The organism is Rouxiella silvae (genome assembly GCF_002093625.1).
GTDB classification, from domain to species: Bacteria; Pseudomonadota; Gammaproteobacteria; order Enterobacterales; family Enterobacteriaceae; genus Rouxiella; species Rouxiella silvae.
In genome coordinates, this window is record NZ_MRWD01000009.1 from 38,973 (window position 1) to 61,102 (window position 22,130).

21 protein-coding genes are annotated in these 22,130 nt (G+C 52.0%); 7 read left to right on the forward strand and 14 right to left on the reverse strand.

Going from position 1 to position 22,130, the window contains the following annotated elements; all coding sequences use genetic code 11:
- Window positions 1-130 precede the first annotated feature (130 nt).
- From crl to gpt, 3 genes are all read right to left on the reverse strand, one after another.
- Window positions 131-532, reverse strand: coding sequence for a sigma factor-binding protein Crl (crl, locus tag BS639_RS05335; RefSeq protein WP_055781257.1), 402 nt, complete (start codon window positions 530-532; stop codon window positions 131-133).
- 63 nt (window positions 533-595) lie between these two features.
- Window positions 596-1,843: an esterase FrsA gene (gene frsA / locus BS639_RS05340; protein ID WP_084982428.1), complete on the reverse strand. Its 1,248-nt coding sequence runs from the start codon at window positions 1,841-1,843 to the stop codon at window positions 596-598.
- 264 nt (window positions 1,844-2,107) lie between these two features.
- Window positions 2,108-2,566, reverse strand: coding sequence for a xanthine phosphoribosyltransferase (gene gpt, locus BS639_RS05345; RefSeq protein ID WP_055781250.1), 459 nt, complete (start codon window positions 2,564-2,566; stop codon window positions 2,108-2,110).
- Between the two features lie 246 nt (window positions 2,567-2,812).
- Between gpt and pepD the strand changes: the two genes are divergently transcribed.
- Window positions 2,813-4,273 carry a beta-Ala-His dipeptidase gene (gene pepD, locus BS639_RS05350; protein WP_084982429.1) on the forward strand — a complete coding sequence of 487 codons (1,461 nt, stop codon included), beginning with the start codon at window positions 2,813-2,815 and terminating at the stop codon, window positions 4,271-4,273.
- 387 nt (window positions 4,274-4,660) lie between these two features.
- Here pepD and dinB read toward each other — a convergent pair whose 3' ends face one another.
- Complete coding sequence (gene dinB / locus BS639_RS05355; RefSeq protein WP_084982430.1) at window positions 4,661-5,719, reverse strand: DNA polymerase IV; 1,059 nt, start codon at window positions 5,717-5,719, stop codon at window positions 4,661-4,663.
- Between the two features lie 300 nt (window positions 5,720-6,019).
- Here dinB and dpaA point away from each other — a divergent pair, with 300 nt between their 5' ends.
- Window positions 6,020-6,745, forward strand: coding sequence for a peptidoglycan meso-diaminopimelic acid protein amidase (gene dpaA / locus BS639_RS05360; RefSeq protein WP_055781238.1), 726 nt, complete (start codon window positions 6,020-6,022; stop codon window positions 6,743-6,745).
- Here dpaA and BS639_RS05365 read toward each other — a convergent pair.
- Window positions 6,716-7,483, reverse strand: a complete 768-nt coding sequence (locus tag BS639_RS05365) for a class II glutamine amidotransferase (protein ID WP_055781234.1) — start codon at window positions 7,481-7,483, stop codon at window positions 6,716-6,718. The genes dpaA and BS639_RS05365 overlap by 30 nt on opposite strands.
- 40 nt (window positions 7,484-7,523) lie before the next feature.
- Window positions 7,524-8,105, reverse strand: a complete 582-nt coding sequence (gene lpcA, locus BS639_RS05370; RefSeq protein WP_055781231.1) for a D-sedoheptulose 7-phosphate isomerase — start codon at window positions 8,103-8,105, stop codon at window positions 7,524-7,526.
- 260 nt (window positions 8,106-8,365) lie between these two features.
- Between lpcA and fadE the strand changes: the two genes are divergently transcribed.
- Complete coding sequence (fadE, locus tag BS639_RS05375; protein ID WP_084982431.1) at window positions 8,366-10,813, forward strand: acyl-CoA dehydrogenase FadE; 2,448 nt, start codon at window positions 8,366-8,368, stop codon at window positions 10,811-10,813.
- 513 nt (window positions 10,814-11,326) lie between these two features.
- Here the strand turns inward: fadE and BS639_RS05380 are convergent.
- Together BS639_RS05380 and mtnK are read right to left on the reverse strand one after the other, a co-directional pair.
- Window positions 11,327-11,797 (reverse strand): YehS family protein, encoded by a 471-nt coding sequence (locus tag BS639_RS05380; RefSeq protein WP_055781224.1) that lies wholly within the window; start codon window positions 11,795-11,797, stop codon window positions 11,327-11,329.
- Window positions 11,798-11,995: 198 nt separating this feature from the next.
- Entirely contained in the window at window positions 11,996-13,195 is a 1,200-nt protein-coding gene (gene mtnK, locus BS639_RS05385) for an S-methyl-5-thioribose kinase (RefSeq protein ID WP_084982432.1), read from the reverse strand.
- Window positions 13,196-13,334: 139 nt separating this feature from the next.
- On the opposite strand from mtnK, the gene mtnA reads away from it, so the two are divergent.
- On the forward strand, window positions 13,335-14,360 hold the full coding sequence (mtnA, locus tag BS639_RS05390) for an S-methyl-5-thioribose-1-phosphate isomerase (RefSeq protein WP_084982433.1): 1,026 nt from the start codon (window positions 13,335-13,337) through the stop codon (window positions 14,358-14,360).
- A gap of 93 nt (window positions 14,361-14,453) precedes the next feature.
- On the opposite strand, the gene BS639_RS05395 is transcribed toward mtnA, so the two are convergent.
- The 3 genes from BS639_RS05395 to BS639_RS05405 are packed head-to-tail and all read right to left on the reverse strand — an operon-like array spanning window position 14,454 to window position 16,310.
- Complete coding sequence (locus tag BS639_RS05395; protein WP_055781214.1) at window positions 14,454-14,999, reverse strand: 1,2-dihydroxy-3-keto-5-methylthiopentene dioxygenase; 546 nt, start codon at window positions 14,997-14,999, stop codon at window positions 14,454-14,456.
- Between the two features lie 13 nt (window positions 15,000-15,012).
- Entirely contained in the window at window positions 15,013-15,699 is a 687-nt protein-coding gene (gene mtnC / locus BS639_RS05400) for an acireductone synthase (protein WP_055781210.1), read from the reverse strand.
- The gene (locus BS639_RS05405; RefSeq protein ID WP_084982434.1) at window positions 15,696-16,310 is read right to left on the reverse strand and encodes a methylthioribulose 1-phosphate dehydratase; all 615 of its coding nucleotides are present in this window, start codon (window positions 16,308-16,310) and stop codon (window positions 15,696-15,698) included. Before BS639_RS05405 ends, mtnC begins: the two co-directional genes overlap by 4 nt.
- A gap of 259 nt (window positions 16,311-16,569) precedes the next feature.
- On the opposite strand from BS639_RS05405, the gene BS639_RS05410 reads away from it, so the two are divergent.
- From BS639_RS05410 to BS639_RS05420, 3 genes are all read left to right on the forward strand, one after another.
- Complete coding sequence (locus tag BS639_RS05410; RefSeq protein WP_084982435.1) at window positions 16,570-17,730, forward strand: pyridoxal phosphate-dependent aminotransferase; 1,161 nt, start codon at window positions 16,570-16,572, stop codon at window positions 17,728-17,730.
- A complete protein-coding gene (locus tag BS639_RS05415) occupies window positions 17,718-18,491 on the forward strand; it encodes an amidohydrolase (protein ID WP_084982436.1) in 774 nt (257 codons plus the stop codon). Before BS639_RS05410 ends, BS639_RS05415 begins: the two co-directional genes overlap by 13 nt.
- Window positions 18,492-18,634: 143 nt before the next feature.
- Window positions 18,635-19,924: a glutamine amidotransferase-related protein gene (locus BS639_RS05420; protein WP_084982437.1), complete on the forward strand. Its 1,290-nt coding sequence runs from the start codon at window positions 18,635-18,637 to the stop codon at window positions 19,922-19,924.
- A 41-nt stretch (window positions 19,925-19,965) separates the two neighbouring features.
- Here BS639_RS05420 and uraH read toward each other — a convergent pair whose 3' ends face one another.
- The 3 genes from uraH to hpxK all read right to left on the reverse strand — a co-directional run bounded on the left by uraH (window position 19,966) and on the right by hpxK (window position 22,129).
- Window positions 19,966-20,301 carry a hydroxyisourate hydrolase gene (gene uraH / locus BS639_RS05425; protein WP_055781192.1) on the reverse strand — a complete coding sequence of 112 codons (336 nt, stop codon included), beginning with the start codon at window positions 20,299-20,301 and terminating at the stop codon, window positions 19,966-19,968.
- Complete coding sequence (uraD, locus tag BS639_RS05430) at window positions 20,301-20,795, reverse strand: 2-oxo-4-hydroxy-4-carboxy-5-ureidoimidazoline decarboxylase (protein WP_084982438.1); 495 nt, start codon at window positions 20,793-20,795, stop codon at window positions 20,301-20,303. Before uraD ends, uraH begins: the two co-directional genes overlap by 1 nt.
- 74 nt (window positions 20,796-20,869) lie before the next feature.
- Window positions 20,870-22,129 carry an allantoate amidohydrolase gene (hpxK, locus tag BS639_RS05435; protein WP_055781183.1) on the reverse strand — a complete coding sequence of 420 codons (1,260 nt, stop codon included), beginning with the start codon at window positions 22,127-22,129 and terminating at the stop codon, window positions 20,870-20,872.
- Window position 22,130 lies beyond the last annotated feature (1 nt).

Here is a 22,130-nt window from a genome sequence, read left to right on the forward strand (position 1 = left end):
GTTTGTATTGAATTAAAATCGAAGGGTCGACGTCATCGCCTGTGCTGTATATCTAACAGCTGGAACGCGTTATGCCAACTGACATAACGCTAAATAATGACATACAATTGGGGTAGAGCGAAATCAGTCTTTACGCTGAAAGCTTGATGGGGTCTTTAGCAAAATCGTGTGCGGGTTCGAGCTTAAGTTCCATTTCCACAATCATGGCGTTCAAATTTTTGAAAAAGGTCTGCAGCGTGGTTTCAAGTTTATCGACCACTTCAGGATTTTTAATCTGTTGAGCTTTCCAATTGCCATCTTTGTCAAACAGGCCGTACTCGTAGATATAGGTAAATCTGTCACTTTCTGCCTGCAGCTCAATCCACCAGCCCCAAAACTCACGTTTTTCTGGAGCTGGCTTCACGTTTACGCAAACTGCCAGACAATCGAAGAAGAAACGCTCTTTTTCGCATTTCGCTTCGCGGATATAAGGCCCTAACGTGCCGAAACGTTTCATCAGTCTGCTTTTAGGATGACCACTAGGTAACGTCATGTACAATCTCCTTATGTAGGCCTCCATTTGTAGCAAACCGTTTAAAATTAGCAAACAATTTCGTTATGACAGTTTTAATTTTAACCACTGACAAATATCTTTAAGTGCCTTGTCAAAACTGCCATATAGCGGCTGCGAGGGGATGGCGATAGTTTTGCCATCTGCGCTGGAGGCCGCAATAAGTCTGGATTCTTCCTTTGGACTAAAGGGGTCATTCTCCCAATAGCATGAGAGCATCGGCACCGGCGTTCTTCTGCCCAGCAGGCCCTGCGTTTTCAGAGAATACCGATTAAGCTCAACCTTCAACGCCGCGTCGCTGGCGTAAGGCATGCCAATCCGGCTCGCCAGCACGTCCATATACATATCAGGCACGCGTTTCTGGCAATTCGCATCGGTCAGCATTTGATGAACAATCGGCCCCAGGCAGGCAACCGCCTTGATTCTGCGTGGCTCAAGATAGCCCAAGCGTACCGCAACATTGCCGCCAAAACGGGTGCCTAAAACGGCGACGCGCGTGCTGTTGACCCAGGGAATTTTATCAAGCTGCTGTAGCACCTGCTGATGCAGCACGCTGGTATCTTGCGTTAGCTTGGTGTGCGATGAAAACCCGACCGACGGCATGTCGATAGTTATCATGGCGATACCCAGCGGAGCCAGATAGCTGCGGAACAGGCGATGATAATCGCTTTGCAAAGAATCCAGGCCACCGCAAACCAACACCGCGGGTAAAGGTGCAGTGCCGCTGTTTGGCAGGTGCACAAATCCGACAATCGGCTTGCTGCCTTCCACCGGCAGTGAAAACTCTTTTAGCTTATAGGATGAACCTTCGGTGGATTTTTCGAAGGCTTTATTCGCCAGAACCTCGGCCTGCTCTGCCAAAGCATCGCCTTTTATGTGTGGATATCCGGCAACGCTGTAAAAATTAGCCGCCCGCAGCCAATATTCGCTGGCCTTTTCTGGGTCCTGCTCATCCTGCGCTTTCTGCTGCCAACTCATCGCCTGATTCGACCACTCATAGATCCAATTACCGTTGCGATAACCGACGACGGTATCCAACAGTTGGTCATCGGTGCGTTCGGCGGTTGAAACGGCAATGCGCGACAACACTTCTTCTACCTCCAAAGGGTCAATACCGCGCCACAGCCACATCAGACGATTCAGAGTGCGGTACCAGCAGGGTGCTGAATCGCCTTCAAGCGCGGAATGAATCGGCGGAGAAGAGTGACGATCGGCACGTGGAACCAGCGTGGAGGTCTCAGGATATTTAAATCGAGGTTTAAACAGTTTTACAGAAAGATTAGTGGGTGCCATAACAGTTAACATCCTCTTTTGGCAGGTAAGAAGGCGCGGGAGCACCCTCTCCAGTGAAGGATTATAACAAAGTCTGCGGAGGTCAGATCAGAACATAAATCAAAAACGCCCGCATAAGCGAGCGTTTAAATATCAACTGTTGAGAAACGATCCTCTAAAGCCTTTGAGTTGCAGGAAAGCGGCAACCAAGCACATCCCCAGGCGCTGACTCAGGTCAGTTATCAGGGCGGCCAACGCATCTGCGGTTCAAAGGGTGACGAGGATTTATTTGCCCGCGATAGGCGGGACGAAGACTACGCCCATATCCCAAGGCTGCTCAATCCAGGTATCCTGAGGAATATCAATTACGTAATCATCAACCAGCGGACGACCGGCTGGTTTGGCAAACACGGTGACGAAGTGTGCTTTTGGGTACATTTCGCGGATTGCCTGTGCGGTTCCGCCAGTGTCTACCAGATCATCAATGACGATAAAGCCTTCGCCGTCACCTTCAGCGCGTTTAACGATTTTCATTTCACGCTGATTGTCGTGGTCATAGCTGGAGATGCAAACGGTATCAACGTGACGGATATTTAACTCGCGAGCCAGCAACGCTGCTGGGACCAGTCCACCGCGGCTAACGGCAATAATGCCGGTCCATTGTTCTACCGGCAGCAGGCGTTTTGCCAGTGTGCGGGCGTGAATTTGCAGCATGTCCCAAGTTACAACGTACTTTTCGCTCATTTTTTAACTCTCAAAAAAGGGATATCCCAGCCTGTAAGATTAACGGCTTTTAACAAAATTATTCAGGGAAAAATTGTTGCGCGAGATTATAGTGAGTCCTGCGGTTAAAAACCAGCGCTTATCCCGCACGGAAAGGCCAAAATTAGCGGATTATCCCCTTTGCCTGACGCGCACAGTGCGGGAGAAAGTGATATTCTGTCCGCCATCTCGTCAACTCTTTTCGACCTACAAACCGGGAGACTTACAGTGTCTGAACTGTCTCAGCTTTCACCACAACCTCTGTGGGATATTTTTGCCAAAATCTGTTCAATTCCGCACCCTTCTTATCATGAAGAAGAATTGGCTAAACACGTTCTAGACTGGGCCGCCGAGCAAGGCCTGCACGCCGAACGCGATCAGGTTGGCAACATTTTGCTTCGCAAACCCGCGACTGCCGGAATGGAAAACCGTAAACCTGTCGTGCTGCAGGCCCATCTGGACATGGTTCCGCAAAAAAACAACGACACGGTGCATGACTTCCTTAAAGACCCTATTTTGCCTTACGTTGATAACGGCTGGGTGAAAGCCCGTGGCACCACGTTAGGTTCCGATAACGGTATCGGCATGGCGTCTGCGCTGGCGGTACTGGCGGATAAAAGCGTTGAGCACGGCCCGCTGGAAGTGCTGCTGACCATGACAGAAGAAGCCGGTATGGATGGCGCATTTGGTCTGCAGCCTAACTGGCTACAGGCAGAAATCCTGATTAACACCGACTCGGAAACCGAGGGCGAAATTTACATGGGCTGCGCAGGGGGGGTCGACTTTATTACCACTCTGCCGCTCCAGCGCGAAGCAGTTCCGGTGGGCTTCACCACGCTAAAACTGACGCTGAAAGGCCTGAAAGGCGGTCACTCTGGCGCTGAAATTCATTTAGGCTTGGGCAATGCTAATAAACTGCTGGCGCGCTTCCTGTGCGAACATGCACAAACGCTGGACGTTCGCCTGCTGGACTTGACCGGCGGAACCTTGCGCAACGCGATTCCACGTGAAGCCGTTGCTCAGTTGGCTGTACCTGCTGATAAAGTTGAGGCATTTAAGGCCGCCGCGGATGCTTTCCAGGCTACCGTTCAGTTCGAACTGGCCGCCGTTGAGAAAAACATCAAGCTGGTGATCGAAGCGCTGAACAGCGATGCCAAAGCGTTGAACAAAGACAGCCAGAGCCGTTTTCTGGGCCTGCTAAATGCAACGCCAAACGGCGTTATTCGCATGAGCGACGACGTAAAAGGCGTGGTTGAAACCTCGCTAAACGTAGGCGTTGTGACCATGACCGAAGGCGAGGCTGAAATCATCTGCCTGATCCGCTCCCTGATCGACAGCGGTAAAGACTATGTGGTTAGCATGCTGAGCTCTGTGGGCCAGCTGGCGGGCGCTAAAACGACACCTAAAGGCGGGTACCCTGGCTGGAAACCTGAGCCAACGTCACCGGTAATGGCGCAGGTCCGCGAGATTTACGAAAGTCTGTTTAACAAAACGCCAAACATTATGGTGATCCACGCGGGTCTGGAATGTGGTTTGTTTAAGAAGCCTTATCCTGACATGGATATGGTCTCAATCGGACCGACCATCACCGGACCTCACTCCCCGGATGAGCAGGTACACATCGGCAGCGTCGACCTTTACTGGCAACTGCTGACTGCGTTGCTGAAAGCTATTCCAGAACGCGGTTAATACCCAGTCAATATCCTGTGGATTTCAAACGACAGGAAGGCGGCAACTGAGCGACGCCCCAAGAGCTTACATAAGTTAGTGACTGGGGGGAGAGAAGGCAGCCAACGCCTCTGTCGTTTGAAAGATGCGGACAGTAAATATCCTGTGGATTTCGAACGACAGGAAGGCGGCAACTGAGCGACGCCCCAAGAGCTTACACAAGTCAGTGACTGGGGGGAGAGAAGGCAGCCAACGCCTCTGTCGTTTGAAAGATGCGGACAGTAAATATCCTGTGGATTTCGAACGACAGGAAGGCGGCAACTGAGCGACGCCCCAAGAGCTTACACAAGTCAGTGACTGGGGGGAGAGAAGGCAGCCAACGCCTCTATCGTTTGAAAGATGCGGATATTATTCCCACGGCAGCAACAGCTGCCGTTCTATCTGTGGATCCTGCAAAGTCACGTGCAACCCAACCAGCCTTACCCCTCGCCCTCCGCGACGCATTTCCCACGCTTCTTGCGCGACTTTTAGTAAATCAGCCTTATTTAATACCGGCCAAACGTGCTCTTGGGTAGTTTGCTGAAAATCATGAAACTTGAGTTTCACGCCCTGCCGGGCAATGCGCAAGTCGGGGCTGACGCGCGTTAGTCGGGTTTCAAGCTCGGGATATAGGCGGTCAATCAGCTCAACACAGCTTTCCCAATCGTGAATATCTTCTGCCAGCGTGCGCTCAACGCCCACTGATTTGCGCAACCGTTCAGATGAAATTTCGCGTTCATCAATCCCTTGACAGCGTTCCCACAAGACTCGTCCAAATTTTCCGAATCTTTTCAGCAACAGCGACAAATCATAGCGCTGCACGTCACCGCAGGTGATTAAACCGTTTTCTTCCAGCTTACGAGCGGTAACTTTTCCTACGCCGGGTATCTTGGCCAACGGCAAATTAAGCAGGAATTCATCCACCTTATCAGGGGTTATGACAAACTGGCCGTTAGGTTTATTAAGGTCCGAGGCAATTTTGGCAAGAAACTTGATAGGCGCAATACCGGCCGACGCCGTGAGGTTAAGCTCGTTGGAAATAGCCTGGCGGATTTCACTGGCCATTAACGTCGCCGATCCACTGCAGTGCGTACTGTGGGTCACGTCGAGGTAGGCTTCATCCAAAGAAAGAGGTTCGATCAGCGCGGTGTAGCGGGCAAAAATTTCGCGAATATGCAGCGATGCTTCTTTATAGGCCTCGCCCCTGCCGGGAATAACTTTAAGGTGTGGGCAGAGCTTTAAGGCCATGGCGGTGGACATGGCGCTGTGTACGCCGTAACGTCGCGCCGGATAGTTGGCGGTGCTTATTACACCCCGCCGGTCTTTGCTGCCGCCAATCGCCAACGGGATATCGCGCAGGGACGGATCGTCGCGCATTTCTACGGCTGCGTAAAAGCAGTCCATATCGACGTGTATGATCTTGCGCATAATCCCCCCCTTTCACTTCCTCAATAACTGTATAAGTATACAGTTGAGTTTCTAAATCTCAAGCACTGTCATTACGCGCAGTTGATCTAAAATTTGGCTTAATTGGCGGGACTTTTGTAAAAACCTGCAAATAAAGGCTTTTTTTATCTCAATCGCGAAATAAATTACATTTCAAACCATTGATAAAAATTTAATCAGTATTAATATGGCTGCGTTCAAGATATTGAATATCAGTGGCGGTCCGCGACGCTAAGTCAGCGGATAAAAAATAATAGAGTTGTAAATAAAGCAGGATTAAGAATGGTCAGAATCGCGCTGCTGCTTGCGATGCTTTTTAGTTTTCCCTTTTTTAGCGTGAGCACCGCTGTCGCCAGCGAACAGGCTCCTGTAGAAACGGGTGTTCAACAGCAATTATTAGGTTCCCCTGTTTATATTCAGATATTTAAGCAAGAGCGCACTCTCGAACTCTATGCCAAAGTTGAAGATAAATTCCAGTTGGTCGGCGCTTATCGTATTTGCGACTTCTCGGGTGGGTTAGGCAACAAACGTCGTGAAGGCGATTTTAAAAGCCCAGAAGGTTTTTATAACATCGATATTCATCATTTGAAGCCTGACAGCAAGTTTTATCGCGCCATTAATATTGGTTTCCCAAATGATTACGATCGCGCGCAGGGATATTCAGGTAAATACCTGATGATCCACGGTAACTGTTTATCTATTGGTTGCTACGCCATGACCGATGCCTATATGAACGTGATTTTTAATTATGTTCAGGCAGCCTTTAACAACGGCCAACGTAACGTTGAAATCAGCATCTATCCTTTCCGAATGACTGATGCCAACATGCAGTTAAACAGAAACTCTTACTACATTAATTTCTGGCGTCAGCTTCAGCCTGGCTATGCGTACTTCCAGAAGTACCACCAGCCGCCGAGCGTTTCAGTGGTCAACGGCGGTTATGTCGTTAATCAGACACAGACTCTGACACCACCGGCTTCACAGCTGGCGTTCGCCACAGTGAAATAATGCAAACTCGCCTGGAGCAATTTTGTTCCAGGTTTCATTGCCCGTCAGCGGCTGGGTCGCAATGACCGTCACGACATCGTCAGGCGTCGTTTGCTGCTGAAAATCAATCTCCACGTCCCTATCCAACAAGGTCGCTTTCCCAAACGGCGCGCGACGCGTTATCCAGTAAAGATTGGTCGAGCAGTAGGCCATTACAAAATGCCCATCTGACAGCAGCATATTAAACACCCCTTTCTTACGAAGCTCGCCGGCCAATGACGCAATATAGCGAAACACAGAAGGCCAACTGCGCGGCGTGCGCGGATAACGTTCGGTCAGCTTGTGCAGCAGCCAGCAGAAGGCGTATTCACTGTCAGTTTGTCCGATGGGGCGCAGCGTACCGGTATCAAGCTGACGATAGCCGCGCAGTTGCCCGTTGTGCGCATAGGTCCAGTTACGGCCCCACAGTTCGCGGGTAAAGGGATGGGTATTTTCCAGCGCCACCTCCCCCCTGTTCGCCTGGCGAATATGCGAGATAACGGCAAGGGATTTAATTGGGTATTCCTGCACCAGACGGGCAATGGGCGAATTAAAGCTGGGCTGGGGATCTTTAAAGGTGCGGCAGCCATTACCTTCATAAAAGGTAATGCCCCAGCCATCTTTATGCGGGCCTGTCAGCCCCCCACGTTGCACCAACCCGGTAAAACTGAAGCAAATGTCCGTAGGCACATTTGCACTCATCCCGAGCAGTTCGCACATTGCCAATCTCCTTAATCTACATAGGCAACAACGATAGTCGTTATTCAGCCATCTCTTTTTCTATTAACAATATCAGGATGTGGATGATTTTGATGTGAATTTCTTGCACTCGATCAGCATAACCAAAATGTGGCACGCGAATTTCAACGTCTGCACCCAGCGATGCCATTTTACCGCCGTCTTTACCGGTCAAGGTAATGACTTTCATCCCCTTGGCCTTGGCAGTTTCCAGCGCCTTAATAACGTTGCCGGAGTTACCTGAGGTTGAAATACCCAGCAGTACGTCACCTTTCTGGCCAACGGCTTCTAAATAGCGAGAGAAAATGTACTCGTAGCCAAAATCGTTGCTGACGCAGGAGATGTGACTAACGTCTGAAATGGCGATGGCCGGGTAGCCTGGACGGTTGTCGCGGTAGCGGCCCGTCAGCTCTTCGGCGAAGTGCATGGCGTCGCAGTGGGAACCGCCATTACCGCATGACAATACTTTGCCACCCGCTTTGAACGAGTCGGCAATCAGTTTTGCGGCACGTTGAATAGACGCAATATTGTTTTCGTCACTGATGAATTTATTCAGTACTTCAGCAGCTTCGTTAAGTTCAGTGCGGATAATATCCAGGTACATGGCAGCCTCTTAGCGTTTCTCTTGCAGCGGATTAACCGCGCGTAGAATTGTTTTGCTGTGCAGTGTAGCGGAAAGCCGAAAAAGCGAGAAGACTTCCCGCCATCTTCACGACGATAGTTTACGCTTTTCCGACTTCATGCTGCGAGTTTGTGACGTGAGTTGTAATTAAGATGTAAACGCGTTGATAAAGCCTTTAGCTTGGACTAAAACCATAGTATCAACCCAACAGGTCAGACCTCCTACAACTCAGGAGTTTTACTATGATAGTTCTTAGCGTTGTTATCCTACTGGTTCTTATTGGTGTGCTGTTTTATCACCGCGTCAGCCTGCTGCCGAGCAGCGTTGTTTTGCTGGTTTATACCGCGGCAATGGCCGTAATTGGCCTGTGGACGCTGTGGGTGCTGCTGCCTATGGCCATCGTTTTGCTGCCGCTCAATCTCCTTCCTCTGCGCCGCTCGCTGTTTTCCGGCCCGGCACTGCGTACCTTCCGCAAAGTGATGCCCAGCATGTCGCGCACTGAAAAAGAGGCGATTGAAGCCGGTACCACCTGGTGGGAAGGCGATTTGTTCAGCGGTACCCCGGACTGGAAAAAGCTGCAAGATTATCCTCAGCAAACGCTGACCGAAGAAGAGCAGCGCTTTATCGACGGGCCGGTTGAAGAAGCCTGCCGCATGGCCGATGACTTCCAGATAACTCATGAACTGGCCGACCTGCCGCCGGAGCTGTGGGCTTACCTGAAAGAGCACCGTTTCTTTGCGATGATTATCAAAAAAGAGTACGGCGGCCTCGAATTCTCGGCCTATGCTCAGGCGCGAGTGCTGCAAAAACTGGCCGGTGTGTCAGGTATTTTAGCCATCACTGTCGGCGTGCCAAACTCCCTCGGCCCGGGCGAACTGCTACAGCACTACGGCACAGATGAGCAGAAAGATCACTACTTGCCGCGCCTGGCCAAAGGACTTGAAATCCCTTGCTTTGCACTCACTAGCCCGGAAGCGGGTTCAGATGCCGGTGCCATTCCCGACGTTGGCGTGGTGTGCATGGGTGACTGGCAGGGTAAACAGGTTCTGGGTATGAAGCTGACCTGGAATAAACGCTACATTACTCTGGCTCCTATCGCTACGGTGCTGGGTTTGGCCTTCAAGTTAAAAGATCCAGACCACCTGCTGGGCGATGTAGAAGAGCTCGGGATCACCTGTGCGCTGATCCCGACCGACACTCAGGGTGTTGAAATTGGCCATCGCCATTTCCCGCTTAATATTCCGTTCCAGAATGGACCTACCCGCGGCAACGATATTTTCGTGCCTATCGACTACATCATTGGCGGACCTAAAATGGCCGGCCAAGGGTGGCGCATGCTGGTTGAATGTTTGTCGGTGGGCCGCGGTATTACCCTGCCTTCCAACGCCACCGGCAGCCTGAAATCGTTGGCGGTGGCGACGGGTGCTTATGCCTACATTCGCCGTCAGTTCAAACTGCCGATCGGTAAAATGGAAGGGATTGAAGAGCCGCTGGCGCGCATTGCCGGTAACGCTTATGTGATGGACGCGGCGGCTACGCTGATAACCAACGGAATTATGCTCGGTGAAAAACCGGCGGTGCTTTCAGCTATCGTGAAATATCACTGTACCCATCGCGGCCAGCGCGCCGTAATGGATGCGATGGATATTACCGGGGGTAAAGGCATTATGCTGGGGAAAAGCAACTTTGTTGCCCGTTCCTATCAGGGTGCACCGATCGCGATTACCGTTGAGGGGGCAAATATTTTGACCCGCAGCATGATTATTTTCGGTCAGGGGGCGATTCGCTGTCACCCTTATGTATTGAAAGAAATGGCCGCTGCGGAGGCGAAAGACTTGCACGCCTTTGACCGTGCGCTGTTTGGTCACCTCGGCCACGTTGGCACCAATAAAGTGCGCAGTCTGTGGCTCGGCCTGACGCACGGACGTACCAGCCGTGCGCCGGTGAATGACGTAACGCGCCGCTACTATCAGCATATCAACCGCCTGAGTGCCAACCTGGCATTGTTGTCTGACGTATCGATGGGTGTGCTGGGCGGCAGCCTTAAACGCCGTGAGCGAATTTCGGCACGCTTGGGTGATATTCTCAGCCAGCTTTATCTCGCCACCGCAACGCTGAAACGCTATGACGAGGAAGGACGTAATGAAGCTGATCTGCCGCTGGTTCATTGGGGCGTACAGGACTGTCTTAATCAGGCCGAAACGGCGATTACCGACCTACTGCGCAACTTCCCCAACGGCTTTATTGCTGGGCTGTTGACGATGGTGATTTTCCCGATTGGCCGCGTGCATCGCGCCCCTTCCGACCAGCTTGACCACCAATTGGCTCGCATTCTTCAGGTACCATCTGCCACACGAAGCCGCATTGCGCGTGGTCAGTATCTGACGCCAAGCGAGCATAATCCGGTAGGTCAACTTGAGGAGGCATTGGCCGACATTATTGCCGCCGAGCCGGTGCACAAAAGACTGTGTGAGGCGATGGGTAAAAAACTGTCGTTTACCCGCCTGGACAAGCTGGCACAGATGGGAATGGACGCCGGACACTTAAGCGCCGACGATGCCCGCATTCTGGCCAGAGCCGAAGAGAGTCGCCTGCGTTCAATCAACGTTGACGAATTTGAACCTGACCAGCTCGCGCAGCAAAAAACAGCAACCGAAAAACCCGCCACTCGACATACTGAAGCGGCATAAAAAAATAGCCACCCAATTGGGTGGCTATTTAGCTTACTTGTTGGTGGTAGTGATGATCACTTTGAGAGAGTTATTAGAAATATTCCAACTCCCCTTCCCGGCACTCAACACGACAGCCAATACAATAAGAACAATACCGAGGTATCGTTTCATTGCGCGGTCCTTGCTCAGACCGCTTCACGGGAATACCACCGGAGATACCACCGTGAAACAAGCACTGGAACGTGCTTGCATTTACGGCCGTTGGATATCCTTTTCAAAATCCGATGCCCACTTGCTTAAGGCGGCGAAAAGGCCCGCAGGCATCCTACACCCATTTGACTTAGGGTTCGCTTGACAGTCGATATTATTAAGAACAAACTGCCTTTACTGGAACGTGCTTGCTATACAAGAAAATAGTTAAGTATCATCCCGCTGGAAAGGCCGCTTACTTGACCAGCACAAAAAAACCGCCATCAGGCGGTTTTTTTGTTGGCGTAACAAGGTGATATGCTCAAAACATTCAGAGAATAATCAGCCTTTTTTCGGGCGTACGCGCATGGTCAGCCCCTTCAGGAAGTAGCGCAGAACCTGATCGCCGCACGGACGGTAGTTCTTGTGGCCTTCTTTACGGAAGAAAGCACTCAGCTCGCCTTCAGAAACCTTAAAATCAGCCGCTGCCAGAATGCCCTGCAAATCTTCAGTTTTCAGCTCAAAAGCCACGCGCAGTTTTTTTAACATCACGTTATTGGTGACGCGCTTTTCAACTTCTGGTGCCGGGAAACGATCGTCCCTACCGCGTTTGAAGAAAATCAGACCATTAAGGAAGTTTGCCATGACTTCATCAGGGCAAATCATGTAGTCCGCTTCGTCTTCTTTTTTCAGATAACGCGACATCACCGGCGGACTAATGGTAATTCCGGTGGATGCCAAAATCTCAATCAGCCTGCCTTCGCTCAAGTCGAGCATGTAGCGTACGCTGCGCAAGACGTCGTTATTCATCATAATTCTGTATTCCCGTGTGGGTGGTTGGTAACCGAGGGATTGCACAGGGGGTTACCCGCTGGCACCTCGTAGCCGGGCATTATACAAGTCTGGGGAACAATCGCCCCTTCTTTCTGATGACTTATTTGACGAATTTTGCAGCCTGATAAAATTCGCGGCGTTTTTTACTGTGTTTATCGAAAGGCCGCGAGATTGTAATCAGCCGTTCTGGCGAATTCGGGCAATCAGTGCGTCAATGTCGTCAATCTGTGGCGCAGTAATGATCAACCACTGGCCAAGGCTGACAGCGTGACGCTGGCATTCATGCCGCATGTCGTCATCAATGATATTTTTAAGGTCAGCAATATTAGAGAAACCGACAGTGCGACGAATAAGCTCCGAGCCGCAGTAACCCACCGCATCGTGCCATACCTGTTTCAGGAAATATTCGGCATATCCCGGTACTTTAAACGCCACGTCCTGCGTTTCATCACGCGCCAACTGTAGGAAGCGTTCCGAGAAGCTTAACCACAGGTCGCGCAGGTCCTGGAGCCGCTGTTCCCTGCCGTCTGCCGCTTCACGCGTGGCAACCAGACCTGGCAAACCGCAATAATTTAGCAGCAGGTTACCCATCGCAGAACCGGGATCAAAACCAATCGGGCCATAAAAACCAAATTCTGCGTCTATGACTTTCAGGCTGCCTTCGGCCACAAAGATTGATCCACTGTGAACGTCGCCGTGAAGTAGCGCTTCGGCATTACTGAGAAAACGCTGCTTGAGGGCCGCCACCGCTATCCGCAATGGGATATCGGCACGCAGTGCATCAACCGTCGGCTGCAAAGCAGCATCGTAGCGATTGCGTTCGTGTTCAATATAAGGATCGGTAAAGAACAAATCCTCAGTAATCAGACAAAGCTCAGGGTTAATGAAGCGGCCAACTTCTGATTTTTTATGCTGAGCATCCTGATAAAAATCTGAAGTATGGAACAGAGTTTGCGCCAGATATTCCCCCAACTGGCTAGCGGCCTGAGGATAGTGTTTACCCTGCACCAGCTCACCGCGCCAAATCAGATGATCGGAGAGGTCTTCCTGAACCATCACCGCCAACTCAGGATCGTGATGAATAATTTTAACCGTGTGCTGTGGGCAATATTGGCCATGAACAATCAGGGTTTCAGCTTCGATGCGAGCTCGGTCAATAGTGAGCGGCCAAGACTCTCCCACGCAGCGCACATACGGCAACGCCTGCTTCACAATCACCCTACTGACGCCGTTGGTATCGCGAATTTTGAACACCAGATTCAGGTTACCGTCGCCAATTTCGTCGGCAGTGACCAGAGATTGCGGGTCTTCAACACCACCAAACTGGCGGGCATATTCTACCGCGTCCGCAGAGCTAAATGTGTAATAACGTGACATCCTAACCTCTCGTAATCTTCTGAATTCAGCGCCACCCTGAGCGAATAGCCATAAAAGCATTTAGACGTCTATACATCCGAAACTTATGTTGGCAGAATAAGCAATCAGATGCAACCGTGCAACAGGGATTTGACTTACAATGCAGACACTCACAACAACCAGTTTACGCATCCGCAAAAGTCAGCTGTGGATCTTGGACCAACAGGCCTTACCACAGCGTGCTGAATGGCATCTTTGCCGAACCGTTGATGACTTGGTCGGCCATATCCACGCGTTGCGCGTTCGCGGAGCACCGCTGATTGGTTTATCCGCCAGCCTGTTGTTGGCCCAGCTGGCGGAAGAAGGCATGCCGGTAGCTGAGCTGCATCAAGCACTGGCCACTCTCCGCGCCTCACGCCCCACGGCGGTAAACTTGATGAACAATCTTGACCGCATGAAAATCGCGCTGGAACAACGTTTCCACATTCCGGCCATGGTTCAGGAAGCTGAAGGACTGGTCGGCGAAGACCGCGAACTTTGTGACCGTATTGCCACCCACGGCGCCGAATTGGTGACGGCGGGCAGTCGTCTTTTGACCCACTGCAACACCGGTGGTTTAGCCACGGCGGGCGTCGGTACTGCGCTCGGCGTCATTCATCGCGCGCACCAGCAGGGCAAAGTGTCACAGGTTTGGGTGGATGAAACGCGCCCACTCTTACAGGGCGGAAGACTGACGGCGTGGGAGTTGGGTGAGTTAAAAATCCCCTACCGGCTGATATGTGATTCGATGGCGGCGAGCCTGATGGCAAAAAAACAGGTCGATGCCATTTGGGTCGGAGCAGACCGCATTGCGGCCAACGGCGACGTTGCCAATAAAATAGGCACCTATAGCCTGGCGGTGTTGGCTAAATATCACGGCATTCCTTTTTACGTTGCCGCTCCGCACACCACTCATGATCCACACTGTCCGAACGGCGAGGCTATTCCTATCGAACAGCGCGCAGCAAAAGAAGTCACCGGCGTGTCAGGCAGCTTTGGTGATGTGCAGTGGGCACCGGTCGATGCAGAGGTCTACAATCCGGCGTTTGACGTCACGCCAGCCGAACTTGTCAGCGGATGGGTATTGGATTCGGGCGTGGTGACACCCGAACAGGTTAGAGACGGAATTTTTAGAGCAGCGCGGTAAAGCTAGTAAAGAGTGAAGGCCTTGAGTCCCGAGATGGCATTACCTCCATCCTTGCCCTCCCTCACTGAAAAAAGTGGGGGAGGGATTTTTCAATTATTCGCCTAATCTCGGATACGCATCGGCGATCGCATCACCGGTGAAGTGGGCCACCCATCCCTCCTGATTATCAAACAGACGGATCGCCGTAAATGAAGGCGAACCGCCCATGTCAAACCAGTGGCGGGTATTAGCAGGTACAGAGATCAGATCGTTTTTCTCGCACAGGATCTGGAAAATCTTGCCTTCGAGATGCAAACAAAATAGTCCGGCACCGTCAACAAAGAAACGAACTTCGTCTTCGCCGTGAGTGTGCTCAGAGAGAAACTTGGTACGCAGCACTTCACGCTGCGCATTATCGGGACGCATGCTTATCACATCCCAGCTCTGATACCCTTTTTCAGCCACCAGCTTGTTGATTTCATGCTGATAAGCCTCGATAACCTGCTCTGGCTGAGGATCGTTACCCAGCTCGCGATCGGCCTGCCAGCGTTCGAAACGAACATCAATCTTGCGTAACTCAGCGGCAATTTCATTACCGTCGCGGCTTTCCCAAATAGGTGCTGAAGGATTGCTGTCGCTGAAGATAGTCAGTGCACTCATTGCAAACTCCTGGTCAGTGGGTAAGGTCAATCTCGACCTGATCAAATCGGTTAACCTGCGGGTGATCGCTCAACTCGTCGGCTTCGTCGCGTACCAGCTGGCAGGTATTCCAGCCCGCCTCACGCGCAGCGTCAAGCTCTTGGCGGATGTCAGACAAAAACAGCAAGTCAGAGGCCGGCAGCATGAGTTGTTCGGCTATATTTTGGTATGAAGCCACTTCTCGTTTGGCACCGACGCGGGTGTCGAAATAGTCGGTAAACAGCGGCAAAAGATTACCTTCCTCGCTGTAGCCAAACAACAGCTTTTGCGCATCCACCGAGCCGGAGGAGTAAACGTACAGTTTAATGCCCTGAGTCTGCCACTGCGCCAGCTGCGGCGCTACGTCCGGATAAAGATGTCCGCGAAAGTCACCGTCGGTATAACCGGTTCGCCAGATGATCCCTTGCAGCGTTTTCAGCGCGGGGGATTTTTCGTCTTTATCCATATAAACATAGAGTTGATCGACAAGATCGACGATTTCGGCCTGCGGTTCGTTAATTTCTTCACGCAGCGCGTCCAGCGCCTGTAGCACCTCGAGGTCTTCTGCATGTCGAGTAATAAAATCAGCAAGTCGCGCACGCGCGTAAGGGAAAAGTACCTGATGTACAAAACGGATGTCAGTGGTTGTTCCTTCAATATCGGTAACAATGGCGCGGATCATTTTGCCTCCAACAGGCGAAGTTGCAGTTCACACTGGAATAAAAACTCGAGTCCTTCGAGATGACGACGAGCCTCGGCGACATTTTTGCCCCAACAGGTCAGGCCGTGTCCACGGATCAGAAAACCATAGTGTAGCGGATGTGACTGCGCCCATTGGGCAATCTCTGCTGCCAGCGCCGGAATATCCTGACTGTTATCGAAAATAGGAATAATGACCTTATCCAGGTGGCTGCGCTGACCGGCCAGTGACTTCTGCATTTCATAACCTTGCAGCACCAGACCTGCGCTGCGCTCAATCCTGGACAGCACGGTAGAGTTCACCGAATGGGTGTGCAGCACGGCGCCAACCTGCGGATAAAGGTTATACATCAGAGTATGCAGACCCGTTTCGGCAGAAGGCGTTCTTCCACTTGGTACATGATTGGTGGCAATCTCAACTCGCAGAAAATCATTTTCTGTCAGTTGCCCTTTGTCTTTACCAGACTCGGTAATCAGGCAGTATTCGCTGCCTTCACGCACGGACATATTGCCGCCGGTGGCCGGACACCATCCCTTCTCACCAATCCAGTGACAGGCGGCAAGCAGAGCATGTAGAGGGTTATTTTCGGTCATCATTATTCCTGAGAAGGCCGGGTATTTAAGAGGAAGCGGCCTCCACTTTATTATTGTTTATTATGTTCCGCTATAAATTAGATGATTAGGATATTTAGCCGTTTAAACATCTAAGCGTCTTGATTGCCAAATATTAACATCGTGCGGTAGTATCAACCAATAGATATCGACAATCTCAGGTATCGAGCAATCAGCTTTCGATGAGCAAAACAGAGATACATTTTTTATCGCTTAAACCGTGTCTGGAGCAAGAAAAGCAATGAGCACAGCAGCACTTATTCCACAGAGCAAACTGCCCGCACTAGGAACCAATATTTTCTCGCAAATGAGTGCGCTGGCGCAAAAGCACAATGCAATAAATTTGTCGCAGGGCTTCCCAGATTTTGACGGACCAGAGTACCTGCGTCAGCGCCTGAGCGTGCACGTGGCAGAGGGGTCGAATCAGTATGCGCCGATGACAGGCACTGCGGCTCTTCGTAACGCTATCGCCGATAAAACCGAGCTGGGCTATGGTTACAGGCCTGATGCTGAGACGGATATTACTGTCACCTCAGGGGCCACCGAAGCGCTGTACATCGCCATTACTGCTCTGGTCAGTGAGGGCGATGAAGTCATCAGTTTCGACCCGAGCTACGACTGTTACGCACCGGCGGTGCAGCTGGCAGGCGGTGTGAGTAAGCGTATTCAGTTGCAGCCACCAGAATTCAAGGTTGACTGGGCGCACTTTGCCGATCAAATCACTGACCGTACTAAAGTGGTTATCATCAATACGCCACACAACCCGACGGCGACGGCCTGGAACAATCAGGACGTTGACCGTCTGTGGCAAATTATCGCCGATCGTAATATTTTCGTAATAAGTGATGAAGTCTACGAGCATATCTGTTTCGCCAAACAGGGACACGCCAGCGTATTGCGCCATCCACAGCTACGCCAACGCGCCATCACCGTGTCCTCTTTTGGTAAAACCTTCCACATGACCGGCTGGCGCGTGGGGTACTGTGTGGCACCGGCAGCTATCAGCCTGGAACTGCGTAAAATTCACCAGTTTTTGACCTTTGCTATCACCACGCCGGTTCAACTGGCCTTGGCCGACATGCTGCGCGAACAGCCGGAACACTGGCTTGAGCTGCCAGAATTTTACCGCGCCAAGCGCGACCGTCTGGCTCAGGGGCTGGAGAAAAGCCGGCTGAAAGTATTGCCAAGCGAAGGGACATATTTCCTGCTCGTAGACTACAGTGAAGTCTCTGATTTAGATGACGTTGCATTCTGCCAATGGTTGGTTGAACATGTGGGTGTCGCGGCAATACCGCTGTCGGTATTCTGCGCCGAACCTTTCCCACACAAACTGATCCGCCTGTGCTTCGCCAAGAAAGAAGCCACGCTGGATGCTGCTGCGGAGCGCCTGTGTCAACTTTAAAACTGTCGTTGTTACAACAGCCACTGGTTTGGCTGGACGGCGAAGCGAATCTGAGCCACTTTGATTCGCTGCTCGGCCCACTTGTCGGTCGAGATTTGATTATTCTGCCCGAGATGTTTACCACCGGCTTTGCCATGCAGGCACCCGAGCGCGCCCTGCCTGAATCACGGGTTATTGAGTGGCTGCATCAGTGGGCACAAAAGTTGAACGCCATGATTGGCGGCAGCGTAGCGCTCTCTACGTCGAAAGGCGCAGTCAACCGTTTCCTGCTGGTTGAGCCTCAGGGCAAAGTACATTTCTACGACAAGCGTCATCTGTTCCGCATGGCCGGTGAGCATAACTATTACATCGCCGGTAAACGTCGAGAAGTGGTTGAATGGCGCGGCTGGCGCATTCTGCCACAGGTTTGCTATGACCTGCGTTTCCCTGTGTGGTCTCGCAATGGTCAAGATTATGATCTCGCTCTTTACGTTGCTAACTGGCCAGCCCGCCGCACGCATCACTGGCAGGCACTGCTGACCGCACGCGCCATCGAAAATCAGGCCTACGTGGCCGGTTGCAACCGCGTGGGTGATGACGATAACGGCCATCACTACAGCGGTGACAGCCTGATCATTAATGCCCTTGGTGAAGAGCTCGCGCGCGCTGAACCTGGCGCATCAATGATTATTGAAGCCGAGCTTTCGCTAGAGGCCTTACAGGATTATCGCGAGTCCTTCCCGGCATGGCGCGATGCCGACAGTTTCCTGCGTCACGAATAAAATTTCCCTATTAGGAGAGCCTGCCTGCGGGCTGGCTCTCTTTCAATAAGGTCAATTAATGTAAACTCATCACCTTCCGTCCACAGCTGGTGTAATTCTTGCATTCAATTTCCTCTGCTAAAACATCTGACAGAGGCTAACTGATGACTATCACGTTTATTGCACACTCCACGCCTGAACCTGCATTTTATGGTGCGCTGGCCGCGATACTTGCTGAACTGCGCGCGTTGCCACTGTGTCATTTACCGGTCAGCTTCGACAACAAACGCTATATCAATTCACGCCAATATATTTCGCCACTGGGTCTGCAAATTACCAGCGGGCTGCTTTGGCTAGAGCGTTTGACCGGGCGTGGAGCAGGTGCAGAACTTGAACTGGAATCTCTGATAAATCGGGCAGTTAAAGAAGATATCGTTGTGCCACTAAACCAGCCACTTTCTTCGCCTTGTTACCAGAGTTTGTTGAAAACTGTCTTAGAAAACGGGATCGAAATCGAATCCCTACAGGTAGTGAAAAATCAGGACAGATATCAGCTAGAAGATTGTGAGAGCGGCAAAGTTCGCAGCAACGGCTGGACCCGCGACCGCTTTGGTCGTTGGGTGCTCGGCGCCGTTACCCAGCCGGTTATGCGGGCAGGAAAACATCTGCGCATTGGGCTGCTGGGCGATTTTAATGAACATCGCGACAGCTATCCCGCCATGCTGGCTGCACTGGGAGACGCCGCTGATGCACTGGCATTGAACATCGAGATAATTTACATCACTCCAAATTTGGTCGGCAGTCAGCTTGACAGCACCCTTTTAGACCTTGACGGTCTTATCCTGCCTGGCCTTGCTGCGCATGGCTCGGAGCACGCCAATGCCAGTAATAGCTGCCAGCTTTCGGTGGCCAAATGGGCACTCGAAAACCAAACGCCGGTGCTGGGCATCAACAGCGGCATGCATATGATGGTGGCCGCGCTGGGGCAGAAAACGCTCGGCGATGACGCGATTGCAATGCCGGGACCGTCAACACTCAGTGCGTTACAGTCAAGTTTGCCACTTGAGAATGACCCCGTAAGGCTGGGCAATCACAAAGTGGTATTCCAGTCTGGCAGTAAAATGGCGCAGATGATGGGAAGAGAGGCACCGCTGCGCTATAACCAACGTTGGCGACTCAGCCCACAGTTGCTCGACAAACTTTCATCCGCCGGTTTAGAGGTAACAGGCACGGATGAAACGGGGCTTTCGGCGGAGTCTATAGAATTGAAAGATCATCCGTTCTTTGTCGGCGTGCAGGCTAATCCAGAGCTTCAATCGCGCCGCGAGCGTCCTCACCCGCTGCTAATGGCGTTTTTACAACAGGTTCGTCAAAGCAACAGGGTGCGCGACGTCAGTCACGATGCACTGACAAAGAGTGTGCGCTTAAAGCATCCGTGCTTTTTAATGGGCTGAACACGGTGTTCAGCCGGTGAAAACCTCGACGCAATCGTCGGTTAACTCCCGCGATAAGTTGAGTAGGAATAAGGGCTAAGCAGGATCGGTAAATGATAATGCGCCTGTGAGGCTGAAATAATCACGTCGATAATGGCCAGGTTGTACAGCGTTTCGCGCCCGGTCGCGGCAAAGTAGTGGCCCACATCGGCATAAAGGCGGTAATTACCCGGCGCGACGCCGTCTGGCGTCAATGCGGTTGCACGGCCATCATCGTCGGTGTGCGCCTCATTGATGCGGATCCCTTGCTGGCCATCTATTTTCTCTAACCACACACGCACCTGTGCCGCCGGTTTGCCGAGAGATGTATCCAGAATATGGGTGGTGATTTTAGTCATCAGTGAAATAACTCCTTAAAACGCAGCAGGGTAATTTGCTGTAACTGTTCGGCAGTTTCCTCTCGCTCCTGCGAGTCGCTATTTTGCAGTCGGCGATGCAGATGAGAGAGAATTTCGGCCGGCGTTCGGCCTTTGGCACGGATCAGAAACACCCGATTAAAACGTTGTTCATACAGTTGGTTGCCTTGCAGTAGAGCCTGTGCGGTTTGCAGCTCGCCAAGCCCAAGCGTGGCCTGTTCGGCACGCGACAGGGCAGCTTCTTTGCTGTCACCCTGTACGCGTTCACCAATACGCGGATGCTGAGACAGTGCGAATGTGATGGCCTCATTCTGCCAATCGGCGCTGGCCCGCGTTGCGTATTCTACTGCCTGTTCCACAGTGCTAAATGGACGCGCTGCACTCACCTCATTAACCCACTGCGCGATACTCACACACGGTGTTAATACTTCTCGCGCCTCGGCGGCTGAAAGCGAATTAAATTCCTCTAACGTCATGCCCGCCCCCTTCCTGATTATTTACTGATTATTTACTGATTGTTTACTGATTAGTTGCTGAATTTTAAACTCATCTATGACTGATTAAAGCCTAATACCGTGTCGATATATGCCTGCGTTGCAAAGGCAACGTCCTCAACGGTAACGGACTCATCAGGATGATGGCTGATGCCGTCTTTACAGCGTACAAACAGCATACCGACCGGCCAGCATTCGGCAATGGCAATCGCATCGTGCCCTGCTCCACTGGGCAAAAGCATTGACTCCCCCTGAAGGGCTTCAACACTTTGCGCCAAACGCTTCTGCAGCTGTGGGTCACAGGCGGTGGCTTTAATGCCATAAAACTGCTCGGCATCAAAGGTCAGGCCTCGGCGAGTGGCTATCTCACTGGCCTTGTCGAGCAGGTTGCCCATCAGGATTTCTAGCACCCCATCTTCAGGCCCCCTTACGTCGAGCGTCAGTTTTACCTCACCAGGGATCACATTAACCGCGCCAGGAAAGCTTTCAATACGCCCCACGGTGGCGACCAGATTGTTTCCGCGTTCGGTGGTCATCGTTTCTATAGCAACCATCCACTCGGCGGCGGCGGCAAGCCCGTCTTGTCTATGCCCCATAGGTACGGTTCCCGCGTGACCGGCATGGCCGACAAAGCGACAATTCAGCCGACGTGCGCCGTTAATCGCCGTCACCACGCCCAGCGGCAACTCGGCAGCCTGCAGGCAAGGACCCTGCTCGATGTGCAGTTCGAGGTAGGCACAGAAATCAGTGATATTACGTTGGGAAGATAAAATATCGATAGGATTCAGGCCGAGGCTCAGCATGGCATCAGCTACCGTAATGCCCTGCGCATCGGTGCGCTGTAGCCACTCTTGAGGCCAGGTACCGGTCAAACCACGACTGCCCAGCAGCGTGATGCCGAAACGGGTGCCTTCTTCATCGGCAAAGCCGATAATCTCCACCGCCATCGGCAGGCGAATACCTTGCTCGTGTAAATGGGTCACCACCTCAATGGCGGTCAGCACGCCGAGGGGGCCGTCATAACGACCGGCGTTGCGCACGCTGTCGAGATGCGAACCGAGTAACAGTGCGGGGGCCTGCGGATTGAGGCCCTCATAGCGTCCGCAAATATTGCCCACACTGTCTTGCCAGGTGGTCATACCCGCCGCCGCCATCCATTCCCCCACCAAACGGTTGGCCTGAATATGCTGTGCAGAGAGATAAACGCGGGTCAACTGCCCCGGCGTTTCACTCAGCTCGGCGAGTCTGTCGCAGCGCGCCATGACTCTACGCGCTGCCTGCTCAGCCTCTGTACTCAAGGGCACGGCTGCAATCATT